The following is a 15,692-nucleotide window of genomic DNA, read 5'->3' on the forward strand; positions in this document are numbered from 1 at the left end:
ATGGTAATTGCAACCAATCCTTGATTGCTTATAATTATTAGCCTACCAAGCATACGCAGAGTATGCTTGGTAGTTTATGTCCAACAATTTGTACTCAGTAATTTGTACTCAGCGATTTATGCTTACTAAATACAAATCGAATTAAAAGCTAAAAAACCAAATGCTCAAACATCAAGCGCTTAAACAGAATGGTATTAACCGAAGCTAATACCTTGGGCAAGTGGCAGCTCTGTTGAATAGTTGATGGTGTTGGTTTGACGACGCATATAGGCTTTCCATGCGTCTGATCCTGACTCACGTCCGCCGCCTGTTTCTTTTTCGCCACCAAATGCACCGCCAATTTCAGCGCCACTAGTACCGATATTGACGTTAGCGATGCCACAATCACTACCACGATCGCTGAGGAAAGTTTCAGCTTCACGTAAGTCATTAGTAAAGATACATGACGAGAGCCCTTGCGGAACATCGTTTTGCATCTCGATTGCATCATCAAAGTCTTTATACGTCATGACATATAAGATAGGCGCAAAAGTTTCGCTTCTAGCAACGTCGTTTTGCTCATCAAACTCTACAATGGCAGGCGTTACATAATAGGCATCAGGGTATTTGTCTGCTAATACGCGCTCGCCACCTGTTACTGTGCCGCCAGCTTGCCGAGCCTTTTTCAACGCTGCTTGCATGTTATTAAAGCTGTCTTCATCAATCAGTGGGCCGACCAAATTGCCTTCTAGCGGATGACCAATACTGACAGTCTCATAAGCTGATTTTACGCGTGGTAAAATATCGTCTTTGATAGATTCATGGACGAAAAGACGGCGCAAGGTGGTGCAACGCTGACCCGCTGTACCAACTGCTGAAAATATAATGCCACGTAGGGCAAGATCTAAATCGGCTGTTGGCGCCAAGATCATGGCGTTATTACCACCAAGTTCTAGCAAAGACTTGCCAAAACGATCTGCAACTTTTGGCCCGACAGCTCTACCCATACGCGTACTTCCAGTCGCGCTCACCAAAGCTACCTCTTTGTTTTCAACTAATGCATTACCGATATCCGTCTTACCCAATATCACTTGAGACAAATGATCTGGTGCATCACCAAACTTTGCCAAGGCTTTTTCGAACATGGCTTGACAAGCCAAAGCGACCAAAGGCGCCTTTTCTGACGGTTTCCAAACGACAGGGTTACCACAAACGATAGCCAGTGCTGTATTCCAAGACCACACTGCTACAGGGAAGTTGAAAGCAGAGATGACACCGATGACACCAAGCGGATGCCACGTCTCACGCATGTGGTGACCTGGGCGCTCTGAGGCAATGGTCAAGCCATACAGCTGACGCGAAACGCCAACAGCGAAGTCACAGATATCGATCATCTCTTGCACTTCACCTAGGCCTTCTTCTTTAATCTTGCCGGCCTCAAACGACACCAGCATGCCTAAATCTTCTTTATGCTCGCGCAGCACTTCACCCAGCAGACGAATCAACTCGCCACGCTTGGGGGCAGGAACAACACGCCATTCCTTAAAAGCTTTTTTGGCATTTTGGATTTTATTATTGACTTCATCAACGCTATCTAAGGTTATCTTGCCAATAACGGTACCGTCTATAGGTGTATTGACTTCAAAATCGCCATGTTGATATTGTTCTTCTTTGACACCCATGGCAGACATGTATTGCTTAATCATATTCAATCCCTTGTATATTAATTTATAACGTCCTTAATAGACCTTTAAGCTACCCTGCAACCGTTTAAGTTGCAAAATAATAAATTTCCTACGGTCATTCCATTTTGGAATAGTGAATAAATAAAACAGCTATATGTAATTTTTATACATAACAGCTTTTTATAAATAACTAATTTTCTACACATAACTGCCTAAAGACATCAGGCAATTTTTCAAGCTTTGAGCTTGTATATCTTCATATAACGCAAGCTCATCATGAATACTAGCACCAAGTGCTTGCTCAAACTCATGTTTATTTGAATTGCCATCATAGTTGCTCGGCTTATCTTGCTGAAGATTAGATTGAAAAATACCAGCAGCACTAACAGGTAAAAAGTCTTCATAGACGATAGGCTCAACCCAGATAGCGCCTTTCTCAATCAAAGTATTAATTGCTTGTTTTGAATCCATCATTTGTACATCAACTCTTTCCAAACCAAGCATAGCACTACTTATATCTGCAGCATTATCGACTGGTTTATAATAAAAGTAAGCGAGCTCCTCATTATGCATCGCATGATAATCATCAGGGAACGCTTCAAATGCACTCTCTAAAATTTGATAATACTCCAAGGCATTGTCTTCGTTCGGAGTCGCGCCTAATTGATTGCGTGCTTGACTAAGCAGCTGGTCATATAGTGCTCTACCCTTTGGCGTTAATGCCACACCGCGTTGCTCAATCTCACCAAATCGTGCGGTATGATGGCCCTGTTCATACTCGCCATTTGGATTTTTAAAACTAACGGCTTCCTCTAATGCCTTAAAGCTCGTCTGTCTTAATAGAATCGGACATTCCCGTTTTGGTGGCCCTTCGATAATCGCTTTTGGCGGAATGCCTTTTGCCTGCATGCCTTGCTGTACGGTATCTATATCCAGCGTTCTAGGAGTCAAATGATTGATATGCGGGCCTTTAAAACCGACGACATCAGCAATGAGGCCGTGTTGCTCTAATAAGCGTTGATATAGCTCTTTTGAGACAGGCGTTTTATCATGCCAGCGAAAGGTCTCTAAAGCCTCTCTGACAAACTGCTCACCTTCATCCAACGTTAAACCACCCTGCTCTTCAAAGCGCTTAATCAGGCTGACGACATTATCGGTAAAGATATTACGGTTGGATAATGCACTTGACGCTTCCTGTTTTAATACTTCATCACCAATTAAATCTAGACGCAATAAAGAGGTGAAAACTCGAAATGGGCTTTGATTTAATGCTTGCGCATCAATGGCTCGAAAAGCCGTAGAGTGAACGGGCACGCCAGCGGGTGCTAAATCATAATAGCCAACAGGATGCATACCCATTACGGCAAAAAGCCGACGCATCATGCTAAGCTCGTCCGCTGTGCCCAATCTAATCGCACCATGGCGCTCCATACTGAGTCTATCAATCTCTCCGGTGTACTCCAATTGCTCCTTAATCTCAGGGTGCTTGGTTAGCACCTCAGTATTCACCTCAGCGACTAAATCGAGTAAGTCACCATATAGCGGAACTTCAGTTTGGTACATGGCTGACATTGCCATAGAGAACTCATGGCGAATAGCATCGTTATTTATAAATGTATGATTCACAGATAGACATCCTTGTTAAAATCTCGAAAATTTTTATTAATATCAAGTTGTTAAATACAGGTGGTTAAATATTAGTTGCTAATTAATAGTCACGTGCTACTGGTATAAATTTTTCTTGCGTGCTGTTCGCAAGCGGGACAGAGGCTGCAAAAAACTTACCCCAGCAGCACTTTATCGCTTTTAAAATTAACAAACTATAGTATGGAAAATAACCATAAAAACTATATAGCAGAGCTTTATACAAAGAGAGTTACGTGGCAGAAAAATAATTTGCTGGTGCTTGAGTCATTGATGTTTGAAACGCTGACGCTTTGATTGCTGACACTTGATTCGCTGAATTTTCAATAATAAAATCTTTATTCACTGCTATTTCATCAGGAATAGTACTTAAAACCTCTTTTAGAATATCAAGGCCAGCTTGCAGGGTTTCAGGCTCGATTGTTAGAGGCGGTAGCAGGCGAATAATATGGCGATATTTACCGCTAGGCATCAATAGCAGACCACGCTCCCGCGCTTGCGTTAACACATATGTCATCACGCTTGGATCGACATCATGTTCAGGATGGCGAAGCTCGATACCACGCATCGCACCGATACCAGTAAGGCCAAACAGCCAAGGCGATACGCCCTCTTGCTGCCATTGGTTTACGGTTTCTTCAATGATTTGGGCATAATGTCTGGCAGACTCCCATACCTCATCTTCTTGCATAATGTCCAACGTGGCATTGGCGGCGGCACACGCTACTGGATTACCTGAATAAGTACCGCCTAAGCTACCTTTAGGCAAGCCATTCATGACGCTCGCTTTGCCTATCACTGCCCCTAACGGCAAACCACCTGCGATGCTTTTGCCTAGCAATATCATGTCAGGCTCAATCCCTAAATGTGTAAAGGCAAAAGGTGTACCCGTACGACCATAGCCCGATTGAATTTCGTCCATAATGAGCAAAATGCCCTGCTCATCACAAAAGGCGCGCAAATATTTGGCGAATGTGGCCGACATTATCTGAAATCCACCCTCGCCTTGTACTGGCTCTACGATGATGGCGCCGATATTATCAATATCGGTCTCTACCGCAAATAGACGCGCAAGCGCATCGATAGCCTGCTGATCGCTCACTTCATTATCTGGGCTAGGAAAAGGAATATGGTAAACGCCACCTGCTAAAGGCCCGAGCCCGCGCTTATAAGGAGCGACTTTACCATTTAGATTTACCGCAGCCAGTGTGCGCCCATGAAAGCCACCATCAAAGGCAATCACACCCACACGACCTGTCTTTAGGCGGGCAATTTTTATAGCATTTTCGGTGGCTTCTGCACCGCAATTAGTCAGCATGCCTGATAGCTCACCACTGATTGGAATCAGCTCACAAAGCCGTGGCATAAAGGTTTGATAAGGCTGATGGGCAGCCGCATTGTAGGCATAATGAATAAGAGATTGTGCTTGATTGATAATCGCGGAGACGATATGAGGATGACAATGACCAAAATTTAAGACACCGATACCGCCAACAAAGTCGATGTAGCAACGGTCATCACTGTCCCAAACTTTTGCGTTTTTGCCTTTGGTAAGAGTCACAGGATGCACCATCGTAAAAGCATCCGTGACGTTATAGCGCATATCCATTGAGCGTCTCTCATCTTCCTTGAGTGTGGCTCTCATTTCAGCAAAACCCTGCCTACTCAGCAAACGAATAATAGTTGTGCGCTCATTCCTTTTTGTCATTGCCATTAGAACAACAGACTTAAAAATGACTTGGCAAAGTAGAAGATACTTATCTTTGCCAAGAAATATATGTTTAAAAATGGGTTTTAGATTCAGCAATGGGTTTTAGATTAAGAATAGATTTTGGATAAAAAATGGTCTTTAAATGAAGTCCGGCACAGACTTATTGATGCACTTAAATACTGGAACCAATTTGAGATTTAGAAAACAAAATCTATCGCATCCTCATGCTGATTAGAGGTTTCAAGATACACTGAGACCCATTCTAAAATAACTTTTACCTTATGCGATCTGCCTAAGGACAAGGGGTAAGTTATATAGTAAGAGCCCCGCCCTTTTGACGCATAATTCCATGCTGTCACCAGCGTCCCTGACTGTAGTTCAGGAGCGACCAAACGCAGGGGTACGAGTGCGATACCATAGCCGAGCAAGGCGGCTGCAATACAAGCATGAAAAGTATCAAAACGTGGGCCTACAAACGTCCCATCGATACTGATGCCTTGTTGCTTAAAATACTCATACCAAGCACTTGGACGTGAGCTCAACTGTAGCAAGGTGCAGTTATCTACATTGCTCGTACAGGGGTTTTTATCTCGATTTTTATCATACAAGTATTCAGGCTGGCAGACCGCCACGCAATACTCATCAAACAGCTTAATCGCCTCCATGCCACCCCAAATACCATCGCCATATAAAAAGGCAATATCGACGTTTTGGTCTTCAGTAAAAAATGGCCCAACTTGCTCTTTTATATCTAAATTAATCAATGGATGAGCTTGGCTAAAGCCACTTAGCGCAGGTAACAACCAGCGTGAACAAAAAGTCGGGTGTGAAGCAATCTTGAGCACTTCTGTATTATCACTGTGTGACATCAAACTGGTGGTCGCCACCTCGATATGTTTGAGAATCTCCAACACTTCAAGATAATAAGTCTTGCCAGCTGGCGTCAATGAAATCCGGTGCGGCGTACGATAAAAGAGCGAAATGCTCAACATCTCCTCTAACTGAGCGACTTGCTTGCTAATGGCGCTTTGAGTCATATGCATCTCTTGCGCGGCATTGGTAAAACTCAAATGGCGTGCAGCTGTCTCAAAGCACTGCAAGGCAGTAGTCGACGGATATCTTCTAAACGCAAGGGGCTTATTGGTTTCGGTTTTCATCATTTATATTTATTATCTCATGTAGGGCGTGTTAAATATTTACAAATAGGCACTGCTGATAGTAGCTAGTTTATCAAAACTGGGAGATTGTTTAGACGTTAGTAACGCTGTACTGATAGTCTTATTAATAAAAGCATGTGTTCAAGTATTAGGATTATATCTCAAATTGAGGTACTGGACAGCAGGTACTGATATTAAGCCTAATGATTCACTCTCTTTGATAGTCTAATCAAAAGTATTACTTTAAAAAACACTCTATCAGTTATAAAAGCAATGCTAAAAAGCCGATAGCAAAATAGCTATCGGCTTAGTGAAGTGATTGACAGTGAAATGAGTAACAGTTAAATAAGCGGTTAACTTACTTGAACATTATTGTCTTTTTAATGCGGTGCATCAGGTTGATTCATAGGATCCGCATCAAAAAACTCTTGAAGCGTACGACAATGCTCATCAATGGCCATAATGTTTGGATAAGGCGTCAAATCCACTTTGAAGCGGCGAGCTGAATAGACTTGCGGGATTAAATAGCAATCTGCAAAAGTCGGACTATTACCGTAGCAAAATTTGCCGCGTGACTCATCTTTTGCTAGTAACGTCTCTAACGCAGCAAAGCCTTCCTCTATCCAGCGTTGACACCATGCCAAAACCTCATCTTCATCGACTGACAACTCATTGCGTAAATATTGTAGGATACGGCGGTTATTAATCGGATGAATGTCACAACCAATCATCGCGCTTAGCGCTCGCACTTGCATACGACCAGCAGCATCTTTGGGCAATAATGGGTTATGCGGATAAACTTCTTCTAACCATTCTAAGATAGCTGGGCTTTGATAAAGCAGTAAGTCGTCTGTCTGCAAAGCAGGTACTAAACCTTGCGGATTAATGGCTTTAAATGATGGCTCAGACTGCTCATCCTGTGCCAAATTGATAGAGATAGCATCATAATCTAAGCCCTTTAGATTCAACGCGATACGAGTACGGTGTGACGTACCACTGCGAAAGTAGCCATAAAGTTTCATCATAGTTATTCTCCTGAATATGTTGTTATAGGTGCTTAGTTATAAGTGCTTAGTTGTAAACACTTAGTTATGAATGCTTCGTTATAAATACTAAGCCATAGGTGATTCCATTCAAAAAACTAGGTCAAGCTTATAATCATATTAGCCGTTAAAGGGAGTTTTTCTATATATATCAAACGTTCATTATTACCTATATAATTAGTCACAGTGATAAACCTGCTAAGTTCGAACTATCGAATATAGCTATCAAACATAACCGTCAAATTGTTCTTTTTATTCAACCGGGCTATCAATGTCATCAACAGAAACAACAGCAAATAAAAACCAAGGTGGCATACAGTCACTTGAGATTGGTCTCTCTGTACTAGATGTACTTATAGAGTATCACGAACCTATGATGCTAAAAGATATTGCTCAAGCAATACAAATGCACCCTGCAAAAGTACATCGTTATTTGGTTAGTCTCATTCGTAAAGATTATGCGCGCAAGCTGAGCGATGGACGCTACGGATTAGGTGCTCGAGTCAATGCACTAGGTCACACCAGTTTCGATCAAAACAATATTTTGCAGCGACTTACTAATGCTGCTACTGAAATTAAAAATGCCGTTAATTGCGGGGTGCAAATCGCCAAGTGGTTTAGTGAAGGGCCCATCGTTATTCATTCATTTGAGCCAGACAGTCCGATTAGTATTATTACTCGTATAGGCTCACGCATGCCTTTGACGTCTTCTGCAACAGGTAGGCTGTTTGCCAGCTATCAACCTGATACTATTATCAAACCTTTAGTGCTTGCAGAGTGGCAAGGAGATATTGATATTTTGTCCTCAGCTCCTACATCCACCTCTCCTGCTAAAGCCGATAAAGCCGAACTATCCGTTAAATGGCAAGCGTTTACAAAGCTGCAAACTGGAATCCGGGCGCAAGGATATGCCACGGTTACCGGAGATATGCTAATGGGGATTAATGCTATTAGCATACCCGTTACTTTACCGCAGTCTAAAGACGTTAACGATATCAGTGCATCTGCTAAGGGTGGGCTATTAGAATACGCGCTCACCATTATCGGTACTGCTGAACAACTGCCGCTGGATAACCAGCAAGTAATGGATAAAATACTATCAATAGCTAAGCGTTATCAGATTGCTTAGCTGTCTTATTAACTAGTTTATTTTGCACAAAACGCTCATCTAACCTATTAAATAATTTAAACCTTACAGGCTGCGCTGGCCGCTTTGGTTTTTTCATAGACGGTTTGACCATCCAAGCCTTTAGCCGCTAACTCATCCAGATATCTCTGCGTACCCTCTAGTAACGGGCCTTGCCAATCAGGATCATTTAGAGGGTCTGGAATATCGATCATCGTATTGCCTTTGGCACGAGCGGCAGCCATTGCTTCATCATTACTTCTATCAAATATTTTAGCGATACGATCTGACATGACTAGCCCTGAATTATCATCAATAACTTTTTTGAGATCATCAGGCAGACTATTATATTTATCCTTGTTCATAGTGACCACAAAGGTAGAGTTATAAAAAGGTATGTTGGTGTGCGCGCTAAGTAGCTCATCGAGACGGAACGCTTGAATAGGCTGCCAAGTAAAGGCTAGACCATCGATGACGCCGCGCTGTAGCGAAGTATAAGTATCACTAGCAGGCATCCCCACGGGAGCAGCACCAGTAGCTTCAATAATGTGGCTGGCAACTACAGATGGTTGACGAATTCGCATACCCTTCATATCTGCTGGCGTACGAATGGGCTTATCAACGGTATGCAGCGCCCCCTGTCCTGAACCCATCAAAGCGAGCAGATGGGTGTCCTCATATTCATCTGAAATAACCCCATCGTCATGGAGCTTATATAGTATGCAGGTCTGTTGCTCTGCGGTATTGGATATACCCGGTAGCTCTACCACTTGGGTTAGAGGAAAGCGCCCAGCGGTATAGCCTTGCACTTGCATACCAATATCTACAGTGCCTTTTGCCGCAGCATCATAAGTGGCGCCTGGTTTGCTTAGAGTAGCGGAAGGATAAATCTCAATCTTTAGGCGTCCATTCGAGTCTTCTTCAATTTTTTGCGCCCAAGGCTCAAAGCCTTCAGTATTCATATTGTCATTAGCCGTCATAAAATGTGAGAATCTAAGCGTTGTCACATCGTCTGAGTCGCCATTAGCAGATGTAGCTTGATTATTATCAGAGCAGCCAGATAATGCTATCCCAGACATTGCAAGTACGGTAGCCAGAGCGATTCCAGTAGATAGTTTGGTTTTCATCGTAGAGTCCTTTCTTGATGATTGAGTTCTCACTATTAAAGCTTAGCATGAAGCAATGCCTACTCCCCTACAGGCACCTGTTCTTTAGCTTCTTTCAATTCTTCGGCATGCAAAAAATGTGTATGAGCGGGCGCACGTTTAGTACGTGACCATTCTTCTAACATGTCGTGTTTTATCTCTTCAGTAATCATCGAGACTTTTTCTTCTGAGGTAATATCATCGTAAGTGAGTTCCATACGATGACCATTAGGATCGAAGAAGTAGATAGAATGGAAAATACCGTGATTGGTCACACCAATGACGTCAATCCCGCCATCCTCTAAATGCTTCTTCGCAGCCATTAAAGTATCGCGATCTTTTACTTTCATTGCCAGATGCTGTACCCAGTCTGGCGTATTAGGATCAGAACCCATTTCAGGTTGATTGGGTAATTCAAAAAACGCCAACACATTACCGTTACCTGCATCCAAAAAGATATGCATGTAGGGATCAAAGGCTTTAGTAGAAGGTACGTGGTCTTCGGCAAAAGCTAAAATGAAATCCATATTCAAGTGTTTTTTGTACCACTCTACGGTTTCTTTAGCATCTTTGCAGCGATAAGCCACATGATGAATTTGTTCTATTTTAAAACTCATATCAATATCCTTTTGATAAGGCGTAAAACCTGAGGTTGCTACCGCTATAAGGTTTTTATGTCGATCTAACCTAAGTCGTATAGCTCCTAATCTTAATAATGCCAATCGATTGTTTTACGCCTGTTCTATATAAAAGTTATGCGTCAAAATCAAAGTTTAAAGCAGGCAATACTTTACCGCGCACTTCACCAAACCCAACACGAATGCCACCTTTTTCGCTATAGCCTTTCATGATAACGGTATCACCGTCGTCGATAAAAGTACGTGTGCCCCCGCCTTTAAGCTCAACAGGTTTGGTCGCGTTCCAAGCGATCTCGAGCATTGAGCCATAAGAGTCTGGCGTTGGCCCTGAGATGGTACCCGAGCCCATCATATCGCCGACTTCGACTTTACAGCCAGTAATAGTGTGATGCGTCAATTGCTGAGCCATCGACCAGTACATGTATTTAAAATTGGTTTCAGAGATGACGGTAGCGCTATCAGCATTTTCTGGAAGCAATTCCACTGACAAATTAATATCAAAGCTGTTATCGGATTTTTTCTCACGTAGATAAGCCAGTGGCTCCGGATCCTGAGTTGGGATTGAGGTTTTAAAAGGTTCTAGCGCATCTAAAGTGACAATCCAAGGGGATATCTCAGAAGCAAAAGTTTTAGCATTAAAAGGGCCTAAAGGAACGTATTCCCATTTTTGAATATCACGAGCTGACCAATCGTTAAACAGCACCATACCAAAAATATGATCCCATGCGTTTTTGATAGAAATTGGCTCTCCGATTTTATTAGGTTGACCTACGATAAATGCAGTTTCAAGCTCAAAATCAAGACGCTTACAAGGCGCAAAAATAGGACGCTCATCTGGATTGGGTTTTAGCTGACCTGACGGACGAATGATATCTGTGGAGCCCGTCACAAAGACCGTACTGGCACGGCCGTTATAACCGACTGGCATTTCCTTCCAGTTCGGCAATAGCGCATTAGCAGGATCACGGAATAGCGTACCGACGTTAGTAGCATGCTCTTTCGACGAATAAAAGTCAGTATAGCCAGGGACATGGACAGGTAGATGCATCGTGACATCGGCTTGCTTAAATAACGCCTTACCTTGCAAGTCTTGGTTATCACGTAGAGTGTCAGTGTCGGCAGCTAACAGTGTTTGAATAGTGCTACGCGCGGTAGTCCAATTATCTCGACCAGAATCAATAAAGGCATTAAGTGTCGGCTGGTCAAAATAGCGACCACCTTCTAATTTAATTAGACCTTCGGTTTCAAGTACCGCTAAGTCCAAAACGTGTTCACCAATGGCGACACCAGCGCGGCGCTTGCCATCGGCAGTTTCACTAAAGATGCCATAAGGCAAATTGTGAATAGAAAAATCAGAGTCGCTTGCGATATCGAGAAATGAAGAGAGGTTTGTGTCAATCGTTGACATGGTTAGCTCCTTGCTGGTCAATGAGTCTTATGAATATAGTTTTATGGAAAACAGTTTATAAAAAATAGTAAATTACGTATAGATTAACATCTTACATATAATGTAATTTATATCAATTTACATTGCAAGCGATTACTGAGTAATTTAATAAGGTATAAAAGCTATTTTGTGGTTTACTGCTTCCTATTTTAGTCTCAATTTTGATTTGTTTTGTAAGGTAATGAATTTATTAATTTATAATGCTGCAGCAATGGAGAAATTCGGCAGCGACTCGGCACAAGCCCCATTGCTTAACATCTAATATCTGACATTTCACGCAAAGTAAGTGCCTGTATTAACCACAATAGAAATAGCTATAACGTGTTTTGATAGCCACACTTTAAAAGGAAAGACATACATGGATTTGGCAAGTATCTTTATTCATGACACAACTTGGGCGTTTGCTGCCGAAATCGTCATACGCGTGATTGTTATGTTTAGCATGATTATCATATTTTTACGTTTCACTGGTAAACGCGGCGTCCGGCAGCTGTCTATTTTTGAGCTGACCATTATTTTGTCACTGGGTTCTATCGCTGGTGATCCGATGTTCACCGAGGATTTACCGATTATACAAGCGGTACTCATCATGAGTATCGTGATTATCATGTATCGGCTCTGCACTTGGGTAATGATGAAATACCAGCCCTTTGAAGATCTTTTGGAAGGAAAGTCGATTTATATTGTAGAAGACGGCGCCTTAGTAATAGATAAGATTAAAAGAGGCAAGATGTCGCATGATGAGTTTTTTGCTGAGATGCGCCAACAAGGTGTTGAACACTTGGGTCAGGTACGTGTGGGCTTATTAGAGACGGATGGCTCATTTAGCTTATTGCTATTTCCACCTGATGAAACGCGTTATGGTTTGCCACTTTTCCCCAAGCAGTATCAGCCAGTTAAAGAGATAGATCCAAAGCATTGCTATGCTTGTATGCATTGTGGCTATGTCGATTATATTGCGAAGCCAAATCAGCAATGCGTACGCTGTGAATGTGAAAGTTGGGCGAAGGCCTTGGATAGCGGGATTGTTAGATAATGAAATTGTAAGACAGCCTGAAATCGACTTTTGCTTTGTCTAAAATTAATAAAGCCGTCACCATTAAATTGGGACGGCTTTACTTTGTACGAGCTTTATCAATATATAGAATCGTGACTAAAATCTAACCTAACTATCGGGCTGATACTTTAGTTCCATCTTTACGACTGATTGTCAGCCCTGTAAAGCCAAATAGTATCGTCAGTAATAGCGATAGATAACAGAAGAACGCATAAGGCAGATAATCCAGTACTGGTACGCCTAAGGCTTGACTAATAAACACCCCGCACACACTCCAAGGTACGAGCGGATTGATTACCGTCCCTGCATCTTCAATAGTACGAGATAGGTTTTTTGGGTGTAAGTTTAAGCGCTCAAATATCGGACGAAACGCTGTGCCTGACAGTAGGATACTCAAATACTGCTCACCGATAAGGACGTTAATGCTCAGTGCTGACATGGCAGTTGCAAATATTGCGCGTCCTGGACTGGTTAGAGTATCTCTTATCCCTGATAGCAACGCTGGCAAGATACCTAAAGCGCTCAGCAATCCACCAAGACTAAGTGCCAATATCACAATCATTTGAGTAAAGAACATGCTTTGTACACCGCCACGCGAGAGCATACCGCCTACTTCCCCAAGATCTAGCGATTCAGCGGGTGCATAACCTGCAAAGAAGTACCCGCCCAATTGTCCAAAGCTTGGCGAACTATGCAAGTAGGTAACAATCAATGCGGTAATAATGGTACAGATAATAGTATAGATGGCGTTGACCCGAAATACAGCCAGTCCAACAAGTACCACAAACGGCAATACTGCATAACTATGTACCAAGCCACTTGCGATCAGCTGTCCTTGCAAGACAGTCACCTGACTCAAGTCACCACTAACAGTCTGTCCAGAGAAGAACCAAAAAAGTATGACAGTCAGTATCCACGCAGGCACCGTGGTGTACATCATATTGCGAATATGCTCAAATAAATCAATACCCACGACCGATGAAGCAATAGTACAAGTATCAGATAATGGCGACATCTTATCACCAAAAAACGCACCCGATACGACAGCGCCAGCAGCGATAGCGACATTGGCATCAAACGCATTACTCATACCAATAAATGCCACGCCTAACGTTGCCGCAGTAGTCAAACTACTGCCCAATGCAATACCAATAATCGAAGTGAGTACAAAGGCTGATATGTAATAAAACTCCGGTGATATTAGCTCGAAGCCAAAATACATCAGTGTCGGTATAGCTCCCGACATCATTAGAGCGGCAACCATCAAGCCAATAAAGAAGAATAAGTAAATCGCACCGATACCGCTCATCACTCCAGAGGCCATTTGCGCTTGCATATCATTAAAGCTAAGGCCCTTAAATAGACCGATAGCCAATAACACGCAGATAGCGAGTATCAATGATAAATGTGGCACCCAGCCAAGGCCAATCATGGTGACACCCATAATGGCGATGACAGTGGTAGCAATAATAAATGCCAGTTTGGGTGAGAACTGGGTTAGTATTTTTGGAGGCATCACACATCCTTAGATGACCAGTTGAATTTGGTTTAGGGTTGGCTTTAAGTGTAGTAAGTTTAATGAGTTGCTTTGATTATTGCCACCCTCATTACTTACTGAATAGACCATCCGTCTTTGCTGCCATGATAAAATCATTGCGATGCAGACCTTTGATGCTGTGCGACCACCATGTCACTGTCGCTTTGCCCCACTCTACCAATATGCCGGGATGATGCCCTTCCTCTTCCGCGATATCTGCAAGCCGATTAGCAAACGCCATAGCGGTGACGAAGTTTTTAAACTTATATTGACGTTGTAATTGATTGATGCCGTCGACTTCGATAAGCGACCAGTCAGGAAGTTGTTGTAGCAGCTCGCGTGCCTCAGTATCGTCGACTTTTGGCGCGCCGACACGGCAGGCTTCGCAGCTGGCTTGAGATAGGGTTTGTAAATGCTCAGTCATAGTAAATTCCTTTTATTTTAACTATTGAGTTTTTATTAAATGTACGTCCATGTTGACGTGATTGTCTATTTAAGCAGCCAATGTTTAAGTGTTCTTAATTAAGCTATCACTTGCTTTAATGATCAGTTGATTAAACAGTCAATTGATTAAGCAATTAGTTGGTTTCGACTTTATAGGTTGGCTCAAACATTCCGAGTGACATCGCTTGCTTGACCACCCCCATGATGTCGCTATTCACGATGTCAAACAGCGTATCTAAATTATCAATGACATAATAGATAGGCTGAATATGGTCAATTCGATAAGGGGTTCGTAACACATCTAGCAAATCGAAGGCTCGGTGTTCAGGTTGATGATGTGATTGATGATTTGATTGATCGTGCGATTGATTTTGAACCTCATCATTGAGTGCATAAATAGTTTCAGAAGGTGAGCTTAAGATGCCACCACCATAAATTCGGCGAGTATCCCTCGTTTGCCCGACCAAACCAAACTCGATGGTAAACCAATACAGCCGTGCTAAAAATAACCTTTCTTCTTTACTGGCATTAAGACCAAGCTTGCCGTAAGTCTCATTAAAGGTAGCAAAGGCAGGATGAGTCAGTAGCGGACAGTGTCCGACAATCTCATGAAAGATATCAGGCTCTTCGATGTAATCCATGTCATCAAAGCGGCGGATAAAGGTCGCAACGGGGAAGGATTTATTGGCCAACAGCTTAAAGAATTTACCAAAGCTAATTAAAGCTGGCACCGCAGCTGTTTGCCAACCTGTGGTCGCTTGCAGCACTTCATCGATATCATGTAATTGCGGAATACGATCTGGCGGTAGATTTAGCTTTTTGAGCCCATCTAGATATGCCGAGCAGGCACGATTGGGTATTTGCTTGGCTTGACGCTCAAGAAGCGCTTGCCACATGGCATTCTCATTATCACTATAATGAATATGACCATTGGCATCAGGTTGATGCGAAAGATAAGGTTGTTTGCTTTGGCGTTCCATGCCGGTATTCCTTTTGCCATTAGTCCATTCTATTTGGACCAGTATTTCAGATTTACTATATCAATCATTATAGTATTAATAATAGCAAGACAAATTCCT

At 42.6% G+C, this 15,692-nt stretch carries 13 protein-coding genes; 2 read left to right on the plus strand and 11 right to left on the minus strand.

The features are described from left to right. Window positions 1-194 precede the first annotated feature (194 nt). The 5 genes from amaB to maiA all read right to left on the minus strand — a co-directional run bounded on the left by amaB (window position 195) and on the right by maiA (window position 7,198). The gene (gene amaB / locus AAEY87_RS02075; RefSeq protein ID WP_350655746.1) at window positions 195-1,685 is read right to left on the minus strand and encodes an L-piperidine-6-carboxylate dehydrogenase; all 1,491 of its coding nucleotides are present in this window, start codon (window positions 1,683-1,685) and stop codon (window positions 195-197) included. Between the two features lie 177 nt (window positions 1,686-1,862). Continuing rightward, entirely contained in the window at window positions 1,863-3,242 is a 1,380-nt protein-coding gene (gene hglS / locus AAEY87_RS02080; RefSeq protein ID WP_502945442.1) for a 2-oxoadipate dioxygenase/decarboxylase HglS, read from the minus strand. Between the two features lie 298 nt (window positions 3,243-3,540). Further along, a complete protein-coding gene (locus AAEY87_RS02085; RefSeq protein ID WP_350655966.1) occupies window positions 3,541-4,917 on the minus strand; it encodes a 2-aminoadipate transaminase in 1,377 nt (458 codons plus the stop codon). Between the two features lie 299 nt (window positions 4,918-5,216). Continuing rightward, a complete protein-coding gene (locus AAEY87_RS02090) occupies window positions 5,217-6,179 on the minus strand; it encodes a LysR substrate-binding domain-containing protein (RefSeq protein ID WP_350655749.1) in 963 nt (320 codons plus the stop codon). A 377-nt stretch (window positions 6,180-6,556) separates the two neighbouring features. Then, on the minus strand, window positions 6,557-7,198 hold the full coding sequence (maiA, locus tag AAEY87_RS02095; protein WP_350655967.1) for a maleylacetoacetate isomerase: 642 nt from the start codon (window positions 7,196-7,198) through the stop codon (window positions 6,557-6,559). A gap of 292 nt (window positions 7,199-7,490) precedes the next feature. On the opposite strand from maiA, the gene AAEY87_RS02100 reads away from it, so the two are divergent. Further along, the gene (locus tag AAEY87_RS02100; protein WP_350655750.1) at window positions 7,491-8,348 is read left to right on the plus strand and encodes an IclR family transcriptional regulator; all 858 of its coding nucleotides are present in this window, start codon (window positions 7,491-7,493) and stop codon (window positions 8,346-8,348) included. A 56-nt stretch (window positions 8,349-8,404) separates the two neighbouring features. Here AAEY87_RS02100 and AAEY87_RS02105 read toward each other — a convergent pair whose 3' ends face one another. From AAEY87_RS02105 to fahA, 3 genes are all read right to left on the minus strand, one after another. After that, window positions 8,405-9,472 (minus strand): TRAP transporter substrate-binding protein, encoded by a 1,068-nt coding sequence (locus AAEY87_RS02105; RefSeq protein WP_350655751.1) that lies wholly within the window; start codon window positions 9,470-9,472, stop codon window positions 8,405-8,407. A 59-nt stretch (window positions 9,473-9,531) separates the two neighbouring features. After that, on the minus strand, window positions 9,532-10,107 hold the full coding sequence (locus tag AAEY87_RS02110; RefSeq protein WP_068035116.1) for a VOC family protein: 576 nt from the start codon (window positions 10,105-10,107) through the stop codon (window positions 9,532-9,534). Between the two features lie 136 nt (window positions 10,108-10,243). Further along, window positions 10,244-11,527: a fumarylacetoacetase gene (gene fahA / locus AAEY87_RS02115; RefSeq protein WP_203226520.1), complete on the minus strand. Its 1,284-nt coding sequence runs from the start codon at window positions 11,525-11,527 to the stop codon at window positions 10,244-10,246. Between the two features lie 406 nt (window positions 11,528-11,933). On the opposite strand from fahA, the gene AAEY87_RS02120 reads away from it, so the two are divergent. After that, a complete protein-coding gene (locus AAEY87_RS02120; protein WP_350655752.1) occupies window positions 11,934-12,611 on the plus strand; it encodes a DUF421 domain-containing protein in 678 nt (225 codons plus the stop codon). Between the two features lie 133 nt (window positions 12,612-12,744). Here AAEY87_RS02120 and nhaC read toward each other — a convergent pair whose 3' ends face one another. The 3 genes from nhaC to phhA all read right to left on the minus strand — a co-directional run bounded on the left by nhaC (window position 12,745) and on the right by phhA (window position 15,593). After that, complete coding sequence (gene nhaC / locus AAEY87_RS02125) at window positions 12,745-14,148, minus strand: Na+/H+ antiporter NhaC (protein WP_068326901.1); 1,404 nt, start codon at window positions 14,146-14,148, stop codon at window positions 12,745-12,747. Window positions 14,149-14,239: 91 nt separating this feature from the next. Continuing rightward, window positions 14,240-14,593, minus strand: coding sequence for a 4a-hydroxytetrahydrobiopterin dehydratase (locus AAEY87_RS02130; RefSeq protein WP_350655753.1), 354 nt, complete (start codon window positions 14,591-14,593; stop codon window positions 14,240-14,242). Window positions 14,594-14,747: 154 nt separating this feature from the next. Beyond that, window positions 14,748-15,593: a phenylalanine 4-monooxygenase gene (phhA, locus tag AAEY87_RS02135; protein ID WP_350655754.1), complete on the minus strand. Its 846-nt coding sequence runs from the start codon at window positions 15,591-15,593 to the stop codon at window positions 14,748-14,750. Window positions 15,594-15,692: the final 99 nt, after the last annotated feature.

Origin of the sequence: Psychrobacter sp. S1-30-MNA-CIBAN-0213 (assembly GCF_040309845.1) — a bacterium.
Lineage (GTDB): Bacteria > Pseudomonadota > Gammaproteobacteria > Pseudomonadales > Moraxellaceae > Psychrobacter.

Bases quoted from the DNA above. Each gene is read 5' to 3' on its own strand.
- AAEY87_RS02085 (WP_350655966.1), bottom strand. From the start codon at position 4,917: ATGGATATGCGCTATAACGTCACGGATGCTTTTACGATGGTGCATCCT.
- AAEY87_RS02110 (WP_068035116.1), bottom strand. From the start codon at position 10,107: ATGAGTTTTAAAATAGAACAAATTCATCATGTGGCTTATCGCTGCAAA.
- AAEY87_RS02090 (WP_350655749.1), bottom strand. From the start codon at position 6,179: ATGATGAAAACCGAAACCAATAAGCCCCTTGCGTTTAGAAGATATCCG.
- nhaC (WP_068326901.1), bottom strand. From the start codon at position 14,148: ATGCCTCCAAAAATACTAACCCAGTTCTCACCCAAACTGGCATTTATT.
- AAEY87_RS02120 (WP_350655752.1), top strand. From the start codon at position 11,934: ATGGATTTGGCAAGTATCTTTATTCATGACACAACTTGGGCGTTTGCT.
- amaB (WP_350655746.1), bottom strand. From the start codon at position 1,685: ATGATTAAGCAATACATGTCTGCCATGGGTGTCAAAGAAGAACAATAT.
- AAEY87_RS02100 (WP_350655750.1), top strand. From the start codon at position 7,491: ATGTCATCAACAGAAACAACAGCAAATAAAAACCAAGGTGGCATACAG.
- AAEY87_RS02130 (WP_350655753.1), bottom strand. From the start codon at position 14,593: ATGACTGAGCATTTACAAACCCTATCTCAAGCCAGCTGCGAAGCCTGC.
- maiA (WP_350655967.1), bottom strand. From the start codon at position 7,198: ATGAAACTTTATGGCTACTTTCGCAGTGGTACGTCACACCGTACTCGT.
- AAEY87_RS02105 (WP_350655751.1), bottom strand. From the start codon at position 9,472: ATGAAAACCAAACTATCTACTGGAATCGCTCTGGCTACCGTACTTGCA.
- phhA (WP_350655754.1), bottom strand. From the start codon at position 15,593: ATGGAACGCCAAAGCAAACAACCTTATCTTTCGCATCAACCTGATGCC.
- hglS (WP_502945442.1), bottom strand. From the start codon at position 3,242: ATGGCAATGTCAGCCATGTACCAAACTGAAGTTCCGCTATATGGTGAC.